The sequence below is a fragment of the Kribbella sp. NPDC051620 genome, from assembly GCF_044453825.1.
In the GTDB taxonomy this organism is placed as follows: domain Bacteria; phylum Actinomycetota; class Actinomycetes; order Propionibacteriales; family Kribbellaceae; genus Kribbella.
Genome location: NZ_JBITDB010000005.1, coordinates 755,789 through 775,685, shown reverse-complemented (window position 1 = coordinate 775,685; position 19,897 = coordinate 755,789). Strand labels below are relative to the sequence as shown.

The 19,897-nt window shown below is 69.0% G+C and carries 19 protein-coding genes; 3 read left to right on the top strand and 16 right to left on the bottom strand.

Annotated elements, in window-relative coordinates; genetic code table 11:
- Positions 1-24 precede the first annotated feature (24 nt).
- The 6 genes from guaB to groES form a co-directional block, all read right to left on the bottom strand.
- Positions 25-1,539, bottom strand: a complete 1,515-nt coding sequence (gene guaB / locus ACIA12_RS28415) for an IMP dehydrogenase (protein WP_396370105.1) — start codon at positions 1,537-1,539, stop codon at positions 25-27.
- A gap of 528 nt (positions 1,540-2,067) precedes the next feature.
- Positions 2,068-3,576, bottom strand: coding sequence for a hypothetical protein (locus ACIA12_RS28410; protein WP_396370104.1), 1,509 nt, complete (start codon positions 3,574-3,576; stop codon positions 2,068-2,070).
- Positions 3,577-3,578: 2 nt separating this feature from the next.
- A complete protein-coding gene (shbA, locus tag ACIA12_RS28405) occupies positions 3,579-4,190 on the bottom strand; it encodes an RNA polymerase sigma factor ShbA (protein ID WP_396370103.1) in 612 nt (203 codons plus the stop codon).
- A gap of 125 nt (positions 4,191-4,315) precedes the next feature.
- Complete coding sequence (locus ACIA12_RS28400; RefSeq protein ID WP_396370102.1) at positions 4,316-4,840, bottom strand: hypothetical protein; 525 nt, start codon at positions 4,838-4,840, stop codon at positions 4,316-4,318.
- A gap of 104 nt (positions 4,841-4,944) precedes the next feature.
- A complete protein-coding gene (gene groL, locus ACIA12_RS28395; RefSeq protein ID WP_396370101.1) occupies positions 4,945-6,564 on the bottom strand; it encodes a chaperonin GroEL in 1,620 nt (539 codons plus the stop codon).
- Between the two features lie 153 nt (positions 6,565-6,717).
- Positions 6,718-7,014, bottom strand: coding sequence for a co-chaperone GroES (gene groES, locus ACIA12_RS28390; RefSeq protein WP_328329211.1), 297 nt, complete (start codon positions 7,012-7,014; stop codon positions 6,718-6,720).
- 315 nt (positions 7,015-7,329) lie between these two features.
- On the opposite strand from groES, the gene ACIA12_RS28385 reads away from it, so the two are divergent.
- The 3 genes from ACIA12_RS28385 (at position 7,330) to ACIA12_RS28375 (ending at position 9,734) form a co-directional block, all read left to right on the top strand.
- Positions 7,330-7,953, top strand: coding sequence for a peptidoglycan-binding protein (locus ACIA12_RS28385; RefSeq protein ID WP_396370100.1), 624 nt, complete (start codon positions 7,330-7,332; stop codon positions 7,951-7,953).
- Between the two features lie 97 nt (positions 7,954-8,050).
- Complete coding sequence (locus tag ACIA12_RS28380; protein ID WP_396370099.1) at positions 8,051-8,542, top strand: peptidoglycan-binding protein; 492 nt, start codon at positions 8,051-8,053, stop codon at positions 8,540-8,542.
- A 22-nt stretch (positions 8,543-8,564) separates the two neighbouring features.
- A complete protein-coding gene (locus ACIA12_RS28375) occupies positions 8,565-9,734 on the top strand; it encodes a methyltransferase domain-containing protein (protein WP_396370098.1) in 1,170 nt (389 codons plus the stop codon).
- A gap of 135 nt (positions 9,735-9,869) precedes the next feature.
- Here ACIA12_RS28375 and ACIA12_RS28370 read toward each other — a convergent pair whose 3' ends face one another.
- The 10 genes from ACIA12_RS28370 to ACIA12_RS28325 form a co-directional block, all read right to left on the bottom strand.
- Positions 9,870-10,595: a dienelactone hydrolase family protein gene (locus ACIA12_RS28370; protein ID WP_396370097.1), complete on the bottom strand. Its 726-nt coding sequence runs from the start codon at positions 10,593-10,595 to the stop codon at positions 9,870-9,872.
- On the bottom strand, positions 10,592-11,038 hold the full coding sequence (locus ACIA12_RS28365; RefSeq protein ID WP_396370096.1) for a GNAT family N-acetyltransferase: 447 nt from the start codon (positions 11,036-11,038) through the stop codon (positions 10,592-10,594). The genes ACIA12_RS28370 and ACIA12_RS28365 overlap by 4 nt, the downstream gene beginning before the upstream one ends.
- On the bottom strand, positions 11,035-12,087 hold the full coding sequence (tsaD, locus tag ACIA12_RS28360) for a tRNA (adenosine(37)-N6)-threonylcarbamoyltransferase complex transferase subunit TsaD (RefSeq protein WP_396370095.1): 1,053 nt from the start codon (positions 12,085-12,087) through the stop codon (positions 11,035-11,037). The genes ACIA12_RS28365 and tsaD overlap by 4 nt, the downstream gene beginning before the upstream one ends.
- Entirely contained in the window at positions 12,087-12,536 is a 450-nt protein-coding gene (locus tag ACIA12_RS28355) for a GNAT family N-acetyltransferase (protein ID WP_396370094.1), read from the bottom strand. Before ACIA12_RS28355 ends, tsaD begins: the two co-directional genes overlap by 1 nt.
- Positions 12,533-13,201 (bottom strand): tRNA (adenosine(37)-N6)-threonylcarbamoyltransferase complex dimerization subunit type 1 TsaB, encoded by a 669-nt coding sequence (tsaB, locus tag ACIA12_RS28350; protein WP_396370093.1) that lies wholly within the window; start codon positions 13,199-13,201, stop codon positions 12,533-12,535. The genes ACIA12_RS28355 and tsaB overlap by 4 nt, the downstream gene beginning before the upstream one ends.
- Before the next feature lie 2 nt (positions 13,202-13,203).
- Positions 13,204-14,229: a tRNA (adenosine(37)-N6)-threonylcarbamoyltransferase complex ATPase subunit type 1 TsaE gene (gene tsaE, locus ACIA12_RS28345; RefSeq protein ID WP_396370092.1), complete on the bottom strand. Its 1,026-nt coding sequence runs from the start codon at positions 14,227-14,229 to the stop codon at positions 13,204-13,206.
- Between the two features lie 49 nt (positions 14,230-14,278).
- On the bottom strand, positions 14,279-15,397 hold the full coding sequence (locus ACIA12_RS28340; RefSeq protein WP_396370091.1) for an alpha/beta fold hydrolase: 1,119 nt from the start codon (positions 15,395-15,397) through the stop codon (positions 14,279-14,281).
- A 5-nt stretch (positions 15,398-15,402) separates the two neighbouring features.
- Positions 15,403-16,551, bottom strand: coding sequence for an alanine racemase (gene alr, locus ACIA12_RS28335; RefSeq protein ID WP_396370090.1), 1,149 nt, complete (start codon positions 16,549-16,551; stop codon positions 15,403-15,405).
- A 17-nt stretch (positions 16,552-16,568) separates the two neighbouring features.
- Positions 16,569-17,216, bottom strand: a complete 648-nt coding sequence (locus tag ACIA12_RS28330) for an HAD family hydrolase (RefSeq protein ID WP_396370089.1) — start codon at positions 17,214-17,216, stop codon at positions 16,569-16,571.
- A gap of 80 nt (positions 17,217-17,296) precedes the next feature.
- Positions 17,297-19,750 carry a lamin tail domain-containing protein gene (locus ACIA12_RS28325; RefSeq protein WP_396370088.1) on the bottom strand — a complete coding sequence of 818 codons (2,454 nt, stop codon included), beginning with the start codon at positions 19,748-19,750 and terminating at the stop codon, positions 17,297-17,299.
- Positions 19,751-19,897: the final 147 nt, after the last annotated feature.

The window sequence follows — 19,897 nt, the reverse complement described above, 5'->3', positions numbered from 1 at the left end:
GGTTCCTCTGGTGATGGGCGGTGGTCAGCGGCCGGAGTAGTTCGGGGCCTCTACCGTCATTTGGATGTCGTGGGGGTGGGACTCCTGGAGGCCGGCTGAGGTGATTCGGACGAACTGGCCTTTTTCCTGGAGTTCGGGGACGGTGCGGGAGCCGCAGTACCACATGGACTGGCGCAGGCCGCCGACCAGCTGGTGGGCGACGGCGGAGAGTGGGCCGCGGTACGGGACCTGGCCTTCGACGCCTTCGGCGATCAGCTTCTCGTCGCTGCCGACGTCGCTTTGGAAGTACCGGTCCTTGGAGTACGACTTGCGCAGGCCGCCGGACGACTGCATCGCGCCGAGCGAGCCCATCCCCCGGTATGCCTTGAACTGCTTGCCGTTGATGAAGACGAGGTCGCCGGGCGACTCCTCGCAGCCGGCCAGCAGCGAGCCGAGCATGACGGTGTCCGCGCCGGCGACGAGCGCCTTGGCGATGTCACCGGAGTACTGCAGGCCGCCGTCGCCGATCACCGGTACGCCGGCCGGCTTGCAGGCCAGCGACGCCTCGTAGATCGCGGTGACCTGGGGGACGCCGACGCCGGAGACGACCCGGGTGGTACAGATCGAGCCCGGTCCGACGCCGACCTTGACGCCGTCCGCGCCCGCGTCGACCAGCGCCTGGGCGCCGGCCCGGGTGCCGACGTTGCCGCCGATGATGTCGACGCCGCGGGTGGCCGGGTCGGCCTTGAGCTTGCGGATGATCTCGAGCTGGGCCTGCGAGTGACCGTGCGCGGTGTCGACCACCAGCACGTCGACGCCGGCCTCGATCAGTGTCATGCCGCGCTTCCAGGCCTCACCGAAGAAGCCGATCGCGGCACCGACCACGAGCCGCCCGGAGGCGTCCTTGGTGGCCAGCGGGAACTGGTCGCGCTTGACGAAGTCCTTCAGCGTGATCAGACCGGTCAGCTTGCCGGACTCGTCGACCAGCGGCAGCTTCTCGATCTTGTGCTGGCTGAGCAGCTTGATCGCGTCGTCGGCGGAGATGCCCTGCGGGCCGGTGACCAGCGGCTGGCGGGTCATCACCTCGTGGATCGGCCGGGAGGGGTCGTTCTCGAAGCGCATGTCGCGGTTGGTGACGATGCCGACCAGGACGCCGGCGTTGTCGACCACCGGCACGCCGGAGATCCGGTACTGACCGCAGAGCGCGTCGGCCTCGCCGATCGTCGCGTCCGGGCCGATGGTGATCGGCTGGGCGATCATCCCGGACTCGGACCGCTTGACCAGGTCGACCTGCTGGGCCTGGTCCTCGATCGAGTTGTTGCGGTGCAGCACGCCGAGACCGCCCTGGCGGGCCATCGCGATCGCCATCCGCGCCTCGGTGACGGTGTCCATCGCGCTTGAGACCAGCGGGATGTTCACCTCGATGTTGCGGCTGACCCGCGACTTGGTGACAGCCTCCGACGGGATCACGTCGGACTCGTTCGGTTGCAGCAGCACGTCGTCGAACGTCAGTCCGAGCACGGCGAACTTGTCGGGAACTCCAGCGGGTGTGATGTCCATGAGGAAGGCAAGCACCTTTGCACGGCGAGAACGGGCTCCCATGGTAAGCCGCCCCCACCCACCACCCCGAATCGGTCCTACCCAACCACCCCGCCAACCACAACCGAACAGAACCACTCCGCAGCCACACCAGCCCCTGGCGGCACTCGCACCGCCACCCCCGCCACACCCGGCGCAGGCTCGCACCGCCTCCACACCCGGCGCAGGCTCGCACTGCGTCCGCCGCCGCACCTGGCGCAGGCTCGCACCGCCTCCACACCCGGCGCGGGCTCGCACTGCGTCCGCCGCCACACCTGGCGCGCGGCTCACACCCCTGCCGGGGCCCGCACCGCCACCCCCGCCACACCCGGCGCAGGCTCGCACCGCCTCCACACCCGGCGCGGGCTCGCACCGCGTCCGCCGCCGCACCTGGCGGGGGCTGACACCCCTGTCGCGCTCGCCGCGTCGCGTTGCGCCGTCGTCAGCGCTTTGGGCGATCGCCTTGTTCCGCCGACGCTGCCGGAGGCAGCGGGGGCGGTGGAAGGTGGGTCAGCGGTCGGACATCGGGGTGTTCAGGACTCCGAGGATCTGGCGGATGGTGACCGGTGCCATCGAGCCGTGCGCCCGCGTGATCGCGGCGTGCCGGCCCTCGGCGTAGTGACCGGTGGAGTGCTTGCCCTTGGCGTACTGCGACTTGGCCCAGCCCAGCGCCGGCTTGCCACTGGAGTGCTTGCCGTGGCCGGTCGGCTTGCTCAAGTACTGCTCCAGGCGAGCCGGTTCCTCGACCGGAGCCCCGGTCGGAGTCGGCAGCACCACCGGGACAAGCTTCTCGGCGACCTCGGCGACCTCGGCGACCGGGTCGCCGCCCTTGCCTCCGCTCTGGTCGCCCACCCGGCCACCGGGCAGGTCGCTGACCGGCAGGTCCACCGCCAGGCCGCCCGTGGGCACGTCCGGCGCGGGCACATCAGGCTTCGAGTCACCCGACTGGTCGCCACTGTCGCCCGTCTGGCCACCCGGCGCGGTCTCGTGGTCCCCGCTGCTGTCGCCACCAGGCGGAGTCCCGTGGTCGTCGCTGTCGGTACCCGTGCTCGTCTCGTCGGTGCCAGTGCCGGTCTCGCCGGTACCAGTGCTCGGCACGGTGGACGGCGCGCTCGGAGTCGAGCCGGGGTTCTCCGGCGGGTTCTCGCCCGGGTTGCCGGTCGAGCCGTTGTCGGTCGGCGGGTTCGACGGCGGCGTGCTGGGCGTCGTCTCGGTCGGCGGCGGCGTCTCCGGCGTACTGGGCTGCTCCGTCGGCTGACCGGTCGGCTCGCCACTCGGCTCCGTCGTCGGCTGGCTCGTCGGCTCGCCACTCGGCTCCGTCGTCGGCTGCCCCGTCGGCTCGCCCGACGGCTGCGGCTCGACCGGCTGCGGATCCGGATCCGCCGGTGCCGTGACGACCGGGGTCTCGATCTGCGAGGTCTTGTCCACCACCGGCGGCTTCGCCAGGAACGGCGGCTTCAACCCCAGGACCGACTGGGCCGGCGCGTCGGTGGTTTCGTCGGTGTCGGTGGCGGCGGCCGTCTGCTCGCCCTCGTTGTGCTGGACCTGCTTGTCGCGGAAGTCCTTGCCGACCTTGACGATCTTCGTCTTGTCGAACGCCGGCAGCCCGTCGAGCTGCTCCTTGGGCAGGCTCGTCTCCGGCCGCAGCCCGTCGGCGATCTTCTCGATCACCTTCTCGTACGGCGAGAGCGGGTTGCCCGTGACGGCCGCGGCCACACCCGACACCGACAACGCCGCCACCGCGGCGACGCCGAGCGCCAGGCCGCGCGCGGCCAGCTTGCGGGCGAACGGGTCGGTGACCGGGTTCAGGGCGGCACAGCGCGCCAGGAAGCTCTCCGGATCGTCGATCGTCTCCACCGGGAGCTCGCCCTCGACCTCCACCGCCAGCCGCAGATCGGCCAGCAGCATCAGGGCCGGGTCGTGCTCGCCCGCCTGCCAGGCGGACTCCCCACCGGCTGCGAGCAGGTCGAGCAGTGCGTCATCGGCCTCTATCGCGTCTAGATCGAAACGGTCAGCCATGGTCACTCCTCCCCTGCCCCTCGTTGCGTCTTTGCCTCATGCCCCACAAACCCCCTGAGCGTGTTCAACGCCCGATGTTGTGCGACCCTCACCGCCCCCGGTGTCATCCCCAGTGCCCGGCCGGTCTCCTCGGCTGACATCCCCGCTACCACCCGGAGCCGCAGGATCTCCCGCAGCTTCTCCGGCAATCTGTCCAGCAGCCCAACGATGTGCTGGACCTCTGAATGTCTGACCGCGTGCTCCTCCGGCGTCGGCGACTCGTCCGCCCCGTCCGGAAGATCCGGCGTCGACAAGTCCGCCACCGCGAACGCACGCTGCGCATCGGCCACCTTACGGGCCGCGATGCCGTAGACGAAGGCCTCGAACGGCCTTCCTTCGTCGCGGTACCGGCTCAACGCGCCGAACACCGCGACACACACTTCCTGAGCGACGTCGTCGACCATGTCGGCGCCACCGGGGTAGGTCCACAGCCTCGACCGCACGTAGCGGTGGGCAACGGCCCGGACCCGGGTGAGCAGGTCGTTCAGGGCATTCCGGTCGCCTGCACTCGCCAAAGCGGCGAGATCACGAAGCTCAACGCGATCCTGGGTGTGCGGCACGTGGACCTCGGTCACCCCTCGCCCCCCTAGTTCACGGACTGACCAGCCTGCAAGAGAATACGACGCGCGATCCCCTTTGCCTAGTGGCAATAGGTGAGAACCGAGCTTTTTTCATCACGATCCGTGATCGGCGCCGCGTACTAAGAAGTAAGTACGATTCCCGGCTCCAGCGCCGGTACTCCGCTCCGCTCGACCAGCAGCGTGAACCGTCCGCCGCCCACCCAGTTCAGCTCCAGCCCGAGCACAGTGACCGCTCGTCCGTCGGCGGTCCGCAGTACCGACCCCGCCCCCACTTTCCCGGTGACGAGCTGCCCCGCGACGAGCAACCCACCCCGCGATGGAAGATCGAAGACCTCCTCGACCGAGAAGACCACCGGCGCCACCTCGTCGGGCACCTCCAGCCAGCTCTCCCGGGGCAGCCCCTGCTTCCGCGGGAACCCCGGCTCGGTGGCCGGCCCGTGCGCCAGCCCGACCATCTCGTAGTTCCCGCACCGCAGACACCGGAACCCATCCCCCAGCATCAGCCCGTCCTCTGCGCCGTACATGTCCTCCAGGCACTCGTGCGCCCCCTCATCCAGGCAGCACGGGTCCTCACCCCCGTGGACGTAACAAACCACCGCCACCCGCTCGGGGCAGCCGTAGGCGTAGTCGCAGCAGTACTTCACCCCTAGACGCTATCCAAAGCCCAGGGGCAGCCGCACAAAGGAACTGCCCGGCTGGTCCGAGGACCGGCCGGGCAGTTCCGGATGATGCGCGTACTACGAAGAGGTCAGTGACCGTGGCCGTGGCCGTGACCGGCCGCCGCGGGCTCTTCGTCTTCGGGCTTGTCGACGATCAGCGTCTCGGTGGTGAGCAGCAGAGCGGCGATGGAGCCGGCGTTGGCGAGCGCGGAACGCGTCACCTTGACCGGGTCCAGGACACCCTGGGCGAGCAGGTCGCCGTACTCACCGGTGGCGGCGTTGAAGCCGCTGCCGACCTCGAGCTCCGCGACCTTGGCGGTCACGACGTAGCCCTCGTAGCCGCCGTTCTCGGCGATCCAGCGCAGCGGCTCGACGATCGCCTTGCGGACGATCCGGACACCGGCGAGCTCGTCGCCTTCCAGGCCGAGACCGTTGTCGAGCACCGCGGCGGCGTGGACGAGAGCAGAACCGCCACCGGCGACGATGCCCTCCTCGATGGCCGCACGGGTCGCGGAGACCGCGTCCTCGATCCGGTGCTTCTTCTCCTTCAGCTCGACCTCGGTGGCCGCGCCGACCTTGATCACGCAGACGCCACCGGCCAGCTTGGCCAGCCGCTCCTGCAGCTTCTCGCGGTCCCAGTCGGAGTCGGTGCGCTCGATCTCGGCCTTGATCTGGTTGACCCGGGACTCGATCTCGTCGGACTTGCCGGCACCCTCGACAACGGTGGTGTTGTCCTTGGTGACGACGATCCGGCGGGCGGTGCCGAGCACCTCGAGACCGACCTGGTCGAGCTTGAGGCCGACCTCGGGCGCGATCACCTGGGCGCCGGTGAGGGCAGCCAGGTCCTCGAGCATCGCCTTGCGGCGGTCACCGAAGCCCGGCGCCTTGACGGCGACGGAGGTGAAGTTGCCGCGGATCTTGTTCACGACCAGCGTCGACAGCGCCTCGCCCTCGACGTCCTCGGCGATGATCAGCAGCGTCTTGCCGGACTGCACGACCTTCTCCAGCAGCGGCAGCAGGTCCGACACCGCGGAGATCTTGCCCTGGTTGATCAGGATGTACGGGTCGTCCAGCACCGCTTCGCCACCCTCGGCGTCGGTGATGAAGTAGGGCGAGATGTAGCCCTTGTCGAACTGCATGCCCTCGGTGAAGTCCAGCTCGGTGCCGAAGGTGTTCGACTCCTCGACGGTGATGACGCCGTCCTTGCCGACCTTGTCGAACGCCTCGGCGATCAGCGAACCGATCTCGGCGTCGCGGGCGGAGATGGTGGCGACGTGGGCCATGTCGCCCTTGTCGTCGACCGGGCGGGCGGTCTCGACCAGCTTCTTCGAGACGGCCTCGACGGCGGCCTCGATGCCCTTCTTCAGGCCCATCGGGTTGACGCCGGCCGCGACGGCCCGCAGGCCCTCGTGCACCAGCGCCTGCGCCAGTACGGTCGCGGTGGTGGTTCCGTCACCGGCGACATCGTTGGTCTTGGTGGCAACCTCTTTGGCCAGCTGCGCACCGAGGTTCTCGAACGGGTCGTCCAGCTCGACCTCACGCGCGACGGTGACACCGTCGTTGGTGATGGTCGGGGCGCCCCACTTCTTGTCCAGCACGACGTAGCGGCCCTTGGGCCCCAGCGTCACCTTCACCGTGTTCGCGAGCTTGTCGACGCCGCGCTCCAGCGCGCGCCGCGCGTTCTCGTCGAACTCGAGGATCTTCGGCATAAAAACAAGTCCCTCTCTGAGTTTCAACAATGGTGCTCGCGGTCCCGAACCGACTCCGCCCCGGCACCGGCGGGCGGTACCGGAGCGGTGTCAGTCAGGAACGGCGAACGATGGGCGCGTCTCCACACACACGGCGGGAAGCGCGCCCCGACGTCACTTGGTGACGACTGCGAGGATGTCGCGGGCGCCCAGGATCAGGTAGTCCTGGCCGTCGTACTTGACCTCGGTGCCGCCGTACTTGGAGTAGATGACCTTGTCGCCGACGCTGACGTCCAGCGGGACGCGGTTGCCGTTGTCGTCGATGCGGCCGGGGCCGACGGCGAGGATCTCGCCCTCCTGCGGCTTCTCCTTGGCGGTGTCCGGGATCACCAGGCCGGACTTCGTGGTCTGCTCGGCTTCGAGCGGCGCAACGAGGATACGGTCCTCGAGCGGCTTGATCGTGACCGACACTTGCTGACCTCCACGGTCGAGTTCTTGTGTGTTCAAGGGGTGCTGCGAGCGACCGTTCCGCCTCTGCCGTCGCGGGGATCAGAGGCCGGGCCGCTGGCACCCTCGAGTGGAGAGTGCCAACACCGAATCTAGGCCGCGATTAGCACTCGGTCAACTCGAGTGCCAGAATCTCGCCGCCGGCGAACGCCGGTACCGCTCGTGTCCGGCCGGACGCTTTCTGCCATCAAGGGCTGGGCGAACCCCACCCGGTCGTGGGACCGTCGTCTCTGTAGGGTTCCCGGCCGCCCCGGGATCGACCGCCCCGAGGAGAGAACCATGGCGCTCCGCCTGCCGGCACTGCCCAAGCTGACTCCGCGCAAGACAGTGGTGATCGCCCTGCTGGTGATCAGCCCGTTCGCGGTCGCAGGCCTCGCGGCCAACGGCGCACATCACTCCTCCTCCGCCCGCCCCGGCGACGCGGCCCCCGGCGGCGCCGCGCCCGCAGTACAGCTCAAGGCGAAGGACGCCGCGGCCGGCAGCGCACAGACGGACGCGCAGGCAGCAGCGGCTGCCGCTGCGACTCCGCAGTGCCTGTACGCCCGGGTCGTACCGATCGGCAAGACCGGCTGGGGCATCCCGATGCCGTCGCTGTGGAACAGCCCGAGCACCACCTGCAACCTGATGTACGGCGACGACCCGTTCCGGGGCTCGAACCACAGAGGCGACCCGGACACCGCCATCCGGGTCCTCCAGCGCAACCTGAACTACTGCTACGGCTACAAGCTCACAGTGGACGGCATCTACGGCAGCAACACCCGTGGAGTGATCAGGGCCGTCCAGAAGCGCCACAAGCTGGCCGTCGACGGCATCTACGGTCCGAAGACCCGCTCGGCGATGAACTGGCGCCTGTACGCCGCCAAGACCAATACCTGGAGCAAGGCCTGTTCCAGCCCGCTGTGACAGTTGCAACTTCCTGCAACGAACTAAAGCGCGGTCTGCGTGGTCTCACCGAGCAATCGATCCCGGTGGGGGGATCGGAAACTCGAGGGGAAACACCATGAGATTTCTACGCACCGCCATCACCGTCGGCGCGACGGCCGTGATGGCTCTCAGCGGCGCGGTCGTCGCGACCACGTCGGCTGAGGCCGCGCCGGTCAAGACCACTGGCTTGGAGCAGTGCCTGTCGGCACTGATGAAGCCGGTGGGCAGGGGCTGGGCCGTGCAGGTGCCCGGTGGCTGGGAGGACGTCTCCACCAACTGCAACCTGAAGTACGGCGACATGCCGCGGCGCTACGGCCCGGACTACGTCGGCGACCCCGCGTCGGCGATCAAGGCCCTGCAGCGGGATCTGAACTTCTGCTACGGCAGCAAGCTCACCGTCGACGGCAAGTACGGCAGCAAGACCCGCGCCGCAGTGCTGACGGTCCAGCGCAAGCACAAGGTCACCGCCGACGGCATCTACGGCCCGAAGACCAGGTCCGCGATGAACTGGCGGATGTACTCGCTGCAGAAGCACGCCTGGAGCAACACCTGCTCAAGCCCGCTGTGAGCGGCGGGGCAGACTGTGCCGGGTGACACCTGACTCGATCTCGCTGTTGCTGGCGCCGGCCGGAGCTGAAGTACTAGCCGAGGCCTGCGCCGGTTTCACGCCAGGAGGCGAGCTGCGCCTGGTCGAGAAGCTCAGACGCCGGTACGACGCTGCTGTGGTCACCGCAGCTGTTACGCAGGCTTCTCTGCGGCACCGGGCGGTCGCCAAGTTCGGTGCTGAGGACGCAGCACGCATGTACTTCACCCCTGACGGCCTGGAGCAGGCCACTCGCACGACGGTCGGGGTGCACCGAGCAGCTCGCATCGCTGCGACGCTTCCGGGTGCCACTGTGGTCGACCTCGGCTGTGGGATCGGCGGAGACCTGATCAGCGCAGCACGTGCTGGATTGAGAGTCACCGGCGTCGAGCGGGACCCGGCGACGGCTGCCGCGGCTCGGGCGAACCTTGCTGCCCTGGAGCTGCCCGGCCAGGTCCTGGTGGGCGATGCTGAGGCGCAGGACTGTTCGCAGTACGAGGTGGTGTTTGCTGATCCGGCGCGGCGGGCGGATGGGAAGCGGGTGTTCGACCACAACGCCTATTCACCACCGTGGTCCTTCATCACCGACCTACTGGCGGGCACTGCCTGCGTGAAGGTCGCCCCGGGCATCCCGCATGAGGCTGTGCCGGACGGAGTCGAAGCGGAGTGGGTCAGCGACGCAGGCGAGGTCAAGGAGGCAGCCCTGTGGTCCGGCAAGCTCTACGCCGGTACTACGCGCCGCGCGACCCTCCTGCCCAGCGGTGCGACAGTGACGTCCGCACCGGAGGTCGACAGCGCTCCAGTCGGCCAGTACATCTACGAGCCCGACGGGGCCATCGTGAGGGCCGGCCTGGTCACTGCAGTCGCCGATGCCGTCGATGGGTGGCTGCTGGATCCCCGGATCGCCTACGTGAGCGCCTCCACGCTGATCCAGACCCCGCTGGCTTCGGCATACGAGGTGGTCGAAGAGCTGCCATACAAGGAGAAGGCGCTGCGGTCCTGGGTGCGCGCGCAGGGCATCGGGACGCTGGAGATCAAGAAGCGCGGCGTCGACTTCGACCCGGCCGTACTGCGCAAGAAGCTGGCGCCCAAGGGCCCGGAGAGCGCCACCCTGATCGTCACCCGGATCGGCCGGGACGCCGTCGCGTACTCGTGCCGGCGGGTCGCTCGGCCCTGATTTGCCTTTGCGGGAGATTCGAACATATGATCGATCCCACGAGCGGGCTCCTGGCCGGCTCGCCGACGGACGAGGTGCTGCGTCTGTTGCCGCCACCCCGGCCAGGAGCCCGCCACTAAGCCCTTGCCATCACCTTCAGAGCTGTCCGACGATCCGCAGGGTCAGCCGGGCTCTGGCGATGTCGAGTACGCCGCGCAGGGGGTTGTTCGCGTGCTTCGAGTGCGGCAACTGGTCGACGTGGTCGGGGTCGAGACTCGGCTTGTACGTAGTACCGGCAGCGAAGTCCCGTACCAGAGCATTCCAGTCGGGGCTGCGGCGGAGCATCGTGTGATCGTCGTCCGCCACCGACAGCAGAGCGACCGGTACTCCGGAAGCGCGCAACCGTCTGGCGTAGGCGGCCGTCTGGGCCGGGCTGGTGATCCGGTCGGCCGTTCCGTGGGCGAACACGACCGGTCCACGCATCGGCACCAGCGGTTCGCCGCCCGGCAGCCAGGGCGCCAGCGCGAGCACCCCGTCGACCAACGGGTGATTGCCGACAGCAACTACCGCGCGTCCGCCCATCGAGTGGCCGACCAGTTGTACCCGGGTGATCCGCGCCGGCAACCGGTCGAGCACGACCCGAAGGTCTGCCACCGGGTCGGCGTCAGGACCGTTCCAGCCGCGGTAGCGATCACGCATCATCCCGACCGCAGCTCCCGGCGCACCAGCCCGCGCTGCCACAGCAAACGGCCACATGCGCAGGATCGCTGCCCGCCAAGCGCCCGCCGCTTCGCGCGAGCTCTCCTGGCCACCGTGCACCAGCAGGACCAAGTCAGTCGCGTCAGGCGGCGCCACCAGGAGGTCGATCCGCGGGAAAGTCACGAGCCGTACAGCGTGGCCGGGTCCCGCTGCACCACCAACATCCGGCTCGGGTCCGGCAGGTCGCCGAATCCGTACGACCGGTACAGCTCGTGCGCGTCAGCCGTCGCCAGCATCACCCGCCGCAATCCACGCAGCTCCGGGTGCTCCAGGAGCGTGGAGACGACGAACCTGCCGAGCCCGTGCCCCCGATGCGACTCCAGCACGAACACGTCGGCGATCCAGGCGAACGTCGCCCGGTCCGTCACCGCTCGCGCGTACGCCACCTGCGCGCCGGCGTCGTCATACACCCCGACGTTCAACGACCCAGCGATCGCCCGCTCGACCACCTCCCGCGGCACTCCCGGCGACCAGTACGCCGTACGCAGGAACCCATGCACCACGTCGACATCGATCCGCGCCGCGTCGTCATCGGCGACGAAACCACCGTCGTGCTGCCACTTCACGAGTTCAGCACCGTCGTGACCGGCATCGACGAGTCGGCCGGCAACCCCAACGGCGACGGCTCCTTGCCGGCCCGGACCAGCTCCGAACCCAACGCGGCCACCATCGCCCCGTTGTCCGTGCACAACCCCGGCCGCGGAACCCGTACTGCGATGCCTGCCGCCGTGCAGCGTTCCTCGGCCATCGCCCGCAGCCGCGAGTTGGCCGCGACGCCGCCGCCGATCAACAGGTGCTCATAGCCACGGTCCTTGCACGCGTCGATCGCCTTGCGGGTCAGCACATCGCAGACCGCCTCCTGGAAGGCCGCGGCGACGTGGTTGACCGGAACATCCTCACCATCACGCCGACGAGCCTCGACCCAGCGAGCGACGGCGGTCTTCAAGCCGGAGAAGGAGAAGTCGAAGCGGTGCCGCTCCAGGTCCTTCTGGCTGGTCAGCCCGCGCGGGAACCGGACGTACAGCGCGTCCCCACCGTCCCGTGCCGCCTTGTCGACATATGGACCTCCGGGGAACGGCAGCCCGAGCACCCGCGCGACCTTGTCGAACGCCTCGCCGGCCGCGTCGTCGATGGTCGAGCCCATCGGCTCCACGCCGACGGTGATGTCCTCGACCGCGAGCAGCGACGAGTGCCCGCCGGAGACGAGCATCGCGATCGCGCCCTTGGGGATGTCGCCGTGCTCGAGGGTGTCGACGGCGACGTGCGCTGCCAGGTGGTTCACGCCGTACAAGGGCTTCTCGAGGGACAGCGCGAGACCCTTGGCCGCGGCGACGCCGACGAGCAGCGCGCCGGCCAGGCCGGGGCCGCTGGTGACGGCGATCGCGTCGACGTCGGTCGGTTTGATCCCGGCCGTCTCGCAGGCGCGGCGGATCGTCGGCACCATCGCCTCGAGGTGCGCGCGGCTGGCGACCTCCGGTACGACGCCGCCGAACCGCGCGTGCTCCTCGACACTGGAGGCGATCGCGTCGGCGAGCAGCGTCTGCCCGCGGACGATGCCGACCCCGGTCTCGTCACACGAGGTCTCGATCCCGAGGATCAGGGGTTCGTCACTCATTAGTCCTTCTCTCGCCACTGCATGATCAGTGCGTCCTCGCCGCCGGCGTAGTACCCGCGCCGCCGGCTGATCTCCTCGAAACCGTAGCCGCGGTACAAAGCCCCGGCACTCTCGTTGCCTGCGGCAACTTCCAGCAGGACGGTCCGGCCGGCGCATCGCTGCAACGCGGCCGTCATCAACTGCCCGCCGATCCCGGTACGCCGCTCCGCCGGACTGACTGCGATCCGGAGCAGGTCGACCGGGTCCTCGACGACCGGCGGCACCAGCAGCACGACGTACCCGACCTGCATTCCTTCGTCGGCGACGAGCACCACCCGATCGGAGGAGAGTCGGGCGAACTCGTCGGTCCACGCCGAGGCACTCCACGCGGAGTCGCCGAAGCAGACCTTGTCGAGCGCTACAAGTGCCTCGAGGTCGGCGGGAACGGCTGGGCGGATCGCAGGTCTCACTTCGGCAGCACGCTCTTGGGACCGCCCGACATGGTGACATCCGGGCGGCGGAGGTAGAGCGGGTCCGGCGCGACGACCGGCAGCGTGTTGGTCGCAACTCCCAGAGCCAGCACTTCGGCCGACGGGTACTCGATAACGTCGGTCGTCTCGAGTCCCAGCGCCTCGCCGTACAAGACCGCCCCACGCCCGATCACCGGCAACCCGGCCAGCACGTGCGCAACCTCTGCCGGCTTATCCACTGCTGGCCCTTCGAGCCGCCGCCGACTCCCGTCAGCCGCCGGCCCGTCGTACAAAGCCCAGTAGATCTCTTTCCTCCGAGCATCGGTCGCCACAGCAACCGGCAACTGCAACGACGACTGCCGAGCCAGCACATCCAAGCTGCAAACCCCCGCAACCTCGATCCCCAGCACCTCACCCATGGTCCGGGCAGTCACCAACCCAACCCGCAACCCGGTGAACGGCCCCGGCCCAACCCCCACAGCAATCTTCGTCAACTCCCGAACCGACACCCCACCCACAGCCAACGCCTCAGCAATAGCAGGAGCCAGCAACTCCCCATGCCGCAAACCATCAACAACCGAAGACGAAGCAACAACCGCCCCCGTCACCGGATCGGCAAGCGCCACAGTCACAGCAGCACTAGAAGTATCAAACGCAAGCAGCATCGTCAGTTCCCCTCAAGCCCGGCGTCAGCACTCCGCATCGCGCCGCCTCCGGCGGCGCTCGCGGAGGTGGGGGCGGAGGGCGAGCCCGCGCCCCGATCGTCTGCCGGCTGCGCCGGCGCCGTGAGGTTGATCCCGGTCTCCGCCCAGCGGGGGCCCGCGGGGGTGATGCGGAGGGCTCGGGTTTCGTCGGTGTCGTTGTCGCCTCGGGTGACCACTATGTCGAGGCGGTCGGGGGCGAGGGCTTCGGCTAGGCCTTGGCCCCATTCGACGACTGTTACTGCTTCTTCGAGGGAGGCGTCCAGGTCCAGGTCGTCGAGTTCGGCGAAGCCGCCCAGGCGGTAGGCGTCTACGTGGACCAGGGCGGGGCCGCCGGACAACGACGGATGCACGCGCGAGATGACGAAGGTTGGGGAGGTGATGTCGCCTCGGACCTTCAGACCCGCGCCCAGACCCTGGGTGAAGGTGGTTTTGCCGGCACCCAGATCACCTGACAAAACCAGTACGTCACCAGCGCGCAGCTGGCCGGCGAGTTCCTCGGCAATCGCGCGCATGTCGTCGGCAGTAGGGACCGTCAGGAAGACGGGCATCGCCTTGGCGTAGATGAGGTTCTGGCCCTCCTGCGCAACAACGGAGTACCCGCGCCGCCGCCAGAACTCCACGGTGTCCGGCAGCTCGACCCGCGCGATCAACCGCACTCGCCGCAACCCACGCGCCCGCGCGGCATCCTCAGCGCAACCAACCAGAGCCGACGCCACCCCGCGCCCCTGGAAGCGCGGATCGACCGACACCCGGCGCAACCCGAGCACATCGCCCGACACCTCGAACAGCATCGCCCCGGCAGGCTCGCCGTCGATGCGGACCAGCAGGCCGCCGTACGTCGAAACCGCGTCACCCACCGTCGAAGCGTTCTCCGACAACGCGGTGGAGGGCGGGTCAAGGGTGCGGCGGGCGGCGAACGCGTGGTGGATCACCGCGACGATCTCGTCCACGTGCTCCGCGGTCGCGTCCACCACGTGCAGGTCGGTCATCTCTGTCCCAGGGCTAGTGCGGTCGTGTCTGTCCGAGAGCTGGGGCGAGTCATGTCTGTCCCAGGGCTAGTTCGGCCCGCTCGATCATCCCGAGCAGGGCGGCGGTGAACTCACGATGATGCTCGATCAGCCCGAGGTGCCCGCAGTTGGGCACCTCGACCAGTTCTGCTCCCGGCACGTGCCGGACGATCTCCTCGGAGTGCTCGAAGGGAGTCAGGTGGTCGGAATCGCCACCGATCACCACGCACTCCACCTTCTGCAACGGCTCCAGATCCTCGTACCGGTCGTGCAGCGCGAAGATCGGGTAGAACTCCGCGATCACCGAGATCGGCGTCGCCGCGATCATCTCGTTGACGAACTCGGTGTACGCCGGCGGCACCTCCGACCCGAACGAGTACTTCCGGGTCAGCAGGTAACTGATGTCCGTCCCGGCCTTCCGGCTGCGCTCGACCACATCAGGAATCCGGGCCAGAGCCGCGACCGTCGGCGTCGCCAGCGCCCGGGCCAGCATGCCCACCCGACCGGGGAAAACGATCGGTACGCCGTCCAGCCCACCCGCGCTGGTCGAGCACAGCCCGACCCCGATCACCCGATCCCCGAACAGCTCCGGATGCTCACCGGCCAGCGCCATGATCGACATGCCACCCATCGAGTGCCCGATCAGGATCACCGGCCCCGTCGGCGCGAACCTCTCCAGGATCCCGTACAGATCCCGCCCGAGCTGGTCGATGCTGACGTTCTCCTTCGGCGACCGCCCGGACCGCCCGTGCGAGCGCTGGTCGTAGAAGACCATCGTGCCGATCCCGGCCAGGTCGCGGCGCTCGAAGTGCCAGCAGTCCATGTTCAGCCCGTAGCCGTGCAGGAAGATCAGCGTCAGATCCTCCAACGGCGGCGGCACCTTGCGACCCAGTCGACGCTTCGGAGGGGGTTCCGGACGACGGGATCGCTTCAACGAGTCGACCTCGACGTACAGCTCGACCCCGTCATCGGCCGTGAAGACATGCGGCGTACCGCGCAGCGAGCCGAACGGCTCGGCTTCCAGCTGCGCGCGTTGTCCCGACCGGCGCCCGATCACCTGCCGCTCGACGGCCACGCCGGCGGCAGCACCTGCCGCGAGCACACCGACCGCGGCGCCGATCAGACCGGCAGTGCGTCCTACCTTCGCCATCCCGGTCACCTCCCGCTGTCGACGTACCGGCGGGGGATGCGAGCTCCCAGCCGGGTCACGATCTCGTAGTTGATGGTCCCTGCCGCATCCGCCCAGTCGTCCGCGGTCGGCTCCCCGTCGGTACCCGGGCCGAAAAGCACGACCTCGTCGCCCGCGACCACCTGGTCGTCCTGGAGATTCACCACGCACTGATCCATGCAGATCCGGCCGACGATGGTACGACGCTCGCCGGCCACCTGGACGGGCGCACCGTTCGACGCGTGCCGCGGCAGGCCGTCGCCGTACCCGAGTGGGATCAGCCCGAGCGTCGACGGCCGCGGCGCGGTCCAGGTCAGCCCGTACGAGACGCCCACCCCGGCCGGCACCCGCTTCACCATCGCGAACCGCGCCCGCAACGTCATCGCCGGCCGCAGCCCCAGCTCGCCGGGCGGCACGTCATGCCCGAACGGCGACAGCCCGTACGTCGCGATGCCAGGCCGCACCAGGTCGAGATGCGTATCCGGCAGCGCCAGCGTGCCACCCGAGTTCGCGATGTGCCGCAGCCCCGGATCGACCCCGAACGACTCCGCCACGTCCACGGCGTGCAGGTACGTCGCCAGCTGCGCCTCGTTGACCGGGCTCTTCGGTTCGTCCGACGACGCCAGATGCGACCAGATGCCCGCGATCTCGATCCGCCCGGTCGCCACCTCGGCCAGCGCGGCGCGGATCAGGGTCGGCCACTCCTCCGGTACCGCGCCCCCGCGGCTCATGCCCGTGTCGATCTTCAGGTGCACGCGGGCCGGCCGATCATCCACGCCCGCGGCCAACTCGTCGATCTCCCACGGCGCGGACGCCGACAGGTCGATGCCCGCGGCAATAGCCCGCTCCAGCGGCTCCCCCGGCGTGGTCAGCCAGCAGAAGATCGGCCCGGTGTCCCCGGCCGCCCGCAATTCAAGCGCTTCGTCGAGTACGGCGGCGCCGATCCAGTCCGCGCCGGCCTCCCGCGCGGCCCTGGCGACCGGGATCATCCCGTGCCCGTACGCGTCCGCCTTCACCACCGTCATCACCTGCGCCGAGCCCACCCGAGCACGCAGCGTGGCCACGTTGTGGCGGATCGCGCCGAGGTCCACGACCGCTGCAGCACGAACCTTCGAGGGGGCTTCAAGCTCTGACATAGCCCTACCAGTGTCCCTCAGGCTTCGTGGATAAGCCTCGGGAGGTCGGTCATGTCGTTGAAAACGGCCGTCGCGGTGCCCAGTTTGGCCGGGTCGGTCATCGCGGCGAAGCCGAAGACCTTCATACCGGCCGCGTTGGCGGCCGCGACGCCGAGCGGGCTGTCCTCGACGACCACGCAGTCGGCGGGTTTGACGCCCATCGTGGCGGCCGCGTGCAGGAAGAGATCGGGCGCCGGTTTGCCGTGCGCCACGTCCTCCGAGCTGAAGATCCGGCCCTCGAACCGGTCCCAAAAACCGACCGTGGTCAACGCCGTGCGGATCCGCCGGTGCGTTCCCGACGACGCCAGGCAGTACCTGATGCCCTCCGCATCGAGCTGGTCCAGCACCTCCCGGACGCCGGGAATCGGCTGCAGCCGGTCGAATCCGGCGAAGAGCCGTTCGTGGTACCGGTCCTCGAGATCAGCCGGCAACGGCGAACCGAGCTTGGCCTCGGCCTTCGTCCGCATCGAGACCATGCTGCCGCCCATGAAGTCCCGGACGGTCTCCTCGAACGTGTATGGCAGCCCCGCCTCGGTCAGCAACTCGGCCAGAATCCCATTGGCCAGCCGCTCCGAATCGACCAGCACACCATCGTTGTCGAAGATCACCAATCCGGGTCCGCTCACACCGAGACCCTACGCAAAACTCCCCGGTCCAGACGGACCGGGGAGTTTGCGTGACAGCGTCGGTACTACAGGCGCCGGTACTACGGAACGTCCACCACCGGGCTGCCCGGCAGGCAGCGGGCCGGCAGCGGATCGACGTCACAGCCGGTCAGGATGCGGACGATCTGCGGATCGTGGTCGCTGGCCTGGTCGGAGAACTCCGCGTTGATGTGCACCACGCCGTAGGAGTAGCCCTTGATCGCGGGGCTGACGGCGATGTGGTCGAGCACCTGCGAGTTGCCGTCGAAGATGTAGCTGTACCGCTGGTCGGCGGGCAGTGTGTCGATCAGCGTCTTCAGCACCGTCCCGTTGCCGGTCAGCCTCGCGACCGACGGGCTGAACTGGTAGTCGTTCAGGTCTCCCAGTACGACCGCCCGGGCCCGCCCGGCCGACTTGGTGCTGAGGTCCTCGATGAACTCGTTCACCTCGGCGGCCTGCTTCTGCCGCTGTACTTCGCTGCTGCGGACCGGCGGCTGGACCGCGGCCGACAGCGGGTAGTCGCCACCCTTGGAGTTGAAGTGGTTGGCGACGACGAACAGCTGCTTGTTGCCGTCGTAGAGGAACTCGCCGACGAGCGGCTTGCGGCTGGACGGCCACGCGTCGCTGGTCGGGTCGATCCGGCCGGGCGACACCGACAGCGAGACCTGGTTGCTGGTCGGCCGCGCGCGGACCACCTGGACGGCCGTGTTCGCGTCACCGCCGGGACGGTCGACGAACGTCGTGCGGGCCGGGTTGAACAGGAACACCTGGCGGATGTTGCCGCCCGGCTCGCCACCGTCGGTGTCATTGTTCGGGTTGATCGAGCGCCAGTCGTACGTCGGTCCGCCGGCCGCCTGGATCGCGGCGATGAACTTGGCGACGGTCTGGTCGGCCGCGACCACCCCGTTGTCGGTGGCGCCGTTGTTGTCCTGGATCTCCTCCAGCGCGAGGATGTCCGGCGAGCCGAGGTTGGTGACGACCGCCTGGGCCAGCTTCGCGAACTTCGAGGCCGGGTTGGTGGCCGCCAGGTTCTCCACGTTGTAGGTCGCGACGGACAGATCGCCGGCCTTCTTCGGCGGCAGCACCATCTGCTTCTTCAGGCCGCCCTCGGTGATCGTGCCGAGCTGGGTCGCGATCAGCGCGTACCCGCCGAACGACTGGTAGTCGAGCGGGCCGGTGGTACCGGCGGCCAGCGTGGAGCCGACGTTCGCCGCAGGCGCCCCGAACAGCGAGGCGATCATCAGCCGGCCGCTGTTCTGGTCGTCGTACGACTTGTAGATCGTGCCGCCGCGCGGGGTCGGGTTCTGCCCCGGCTTGAGCGTCACCCAGAGCTCACCGAACTCGGTGTTGACCGGGCTGACCAGTCGCGTGCTCTGGTCCAGCGTGATCCGCATGCCTTCGTGCGTCTCCAGCCAGTCCAGCACGTAGCTGCTCGGCTCCAGCGGCTGAGCCTCGAGGCTGCCGCTCTTCGTGTACGGGTCCGGGAAAGCAACCGGTACCGCGGCCGGCAGCGGGTTGGCGCTGGTCAGCTTGATCGTGCTGACCGTTCCGCCGATCTCGGTCAACGTCTGCGCGCCGGTGGCCGGCCGGTACTCGGTGACGCGACCGGTGGCCAGGACGGAGTCACCGACCGCGACGGCCGGGGTGGTCGTGCCGGTGAAGACGAACAGACCCTCGCTGGTCAGCGGGTCGGCGTCGACGGTCGGGTCCTGGAACCAGTAGCCGCGCGAGCTGCCGGTGGACCGGACCGCGGTGACGATGCCGGGCACGTTGGTGACGTTCTGGCCGACGATCGGCGAGATCCGGCCGGGGCCCTGGATGTCGTGGATCCGGACGCTGCCGGGGGTCGGATCACCAGGGTTACCCGGGTCATCGCCCGCGCTGACCGTCGTACCGGCGGAGTTCGTCGCCTTCGGTACGCCGGAGCTGAAGTCGGCCGCGTTGTTGTCGGTGTCGACCATCGTGCCGGTGCGCGCGTCGGCCGTGGTGTTGCTGAGGCCGGGGGCGGCGAGCGTCTCGACGTTCGCCGTCGAGCCGTAGCCGACCAGGTCCTTGACGTTCGGCGCGGTCGAGCAGGTGGTGCCGCAGCCGACCAGCCCGGTCGTGCTGGTCACCAGCGCTACGACGCCGGAGGTGCCCGACATCGGGATCGTGCCCGTGGCGTCCGGCGTCGGCAGCGCCGTGGTGCCACCAGCGCCCTGCGCCTCCTGGACCAGGTACTTGCCGTGCGCCGGGATGCTGCCGCTGATCGGGGTGGTCTGGAAGACGGTGCCCGCGGCGGACGCGTACTGGACGCTCCAGCCCGCGACGCTGACCGGGCTGTCGCTCAGGTTCGCGAGCTCGATGTAGTCGTTCTTGAAGACCGCTCCGGAGTTGCCCCCGCCGCCGTACACACCGGAGATGACCACGCCGGCCGACAGGGCGTTCGCGGTACCGGACAGCCCCACCATCGCCGAGATGACCGCCAGCGGCAACGCCGCCGCCACGATGCGCCGGCGCGCTCTGGAATATGCCACTTGAATGTTCCCCCACTTAGATCGGATTGATTCCCACCGAGGAGCATGGTGCTACGAACGCCGGGCCGAAACCAGCGTTGGCGACTGTTTGCTTCTGGCATCCGAGGTGTTCACCTGCAACATCTGGACTCCCCACGGCGTTCTTGG

Coding starts and splice junctions, on each gene's coding strand:
- ACIA12_RS28380 (WP_396370099.1), top strand. CDS start 8,051: ATGAGATTTCTACGCACCGCCATCACCGTCGGCGCGACGGCCGTGATG.
- tsaB (WP_396370093.1), bottom strand. CDS start 13,201: ATGCTGCTTGCGTTTGATACTTCTAGTGCTGCTGTGACTGTGGCGCTT.
- alr (WP_396370090.1), bottom strand. CDS start 16,551: ATGTCAGAGCTTGAAGCCCCCTCGAAGGTTCGTGCTGCAGCGGTCGTG.
- tsaD (WP_396370095.1), bottom strand. CDS start 12,087: ATGAGTGACGAACCCCTGATCCTCGGGATCGAGACCTCGTGTGACGAG.
- tsaE (WP_396370092.1), bottom strand. CDS start 14,229: ATGACCGACCTGCACGTGGTGGACGCGACCGCGGAGCACGTGGACGAG.
- guaB (WP_396370105.1), bottom strand. CDS start 1,539: ATGGACATCACACCCGCTGGAGTTCCCGACAAGTTCGCCGTGCTCGGA.
- ACIA12_RS28385 (WP_396370100.1), top strand. CDS start 7,330: ATGGCGCTCCGCCTGCCGGCACTGCCCAAGCTGACTCCGCGCAAGACA.
- ACIA12_RS28340 (WP_396370091.1), bottom strand. CDS start 15,397: ATGGCGAAGGTAGGACGCACTGCCGGTCTGATCGGCGCCGCGGTCGGT.
- ACIA12_RS28410 (WP_396370104.1), bottom strand. CDS start 3,576: ATGGCTGACCGTTTCGATCTAGACGCGATAGAGGCCGATGACGCACTG.
- groL (WP_396370101.1), bottom strand. CDS start 6,564: ATGCCGAAGATCCTCGAGTTCGACGAGAACGCGCGGCGCGCGCTGGAG.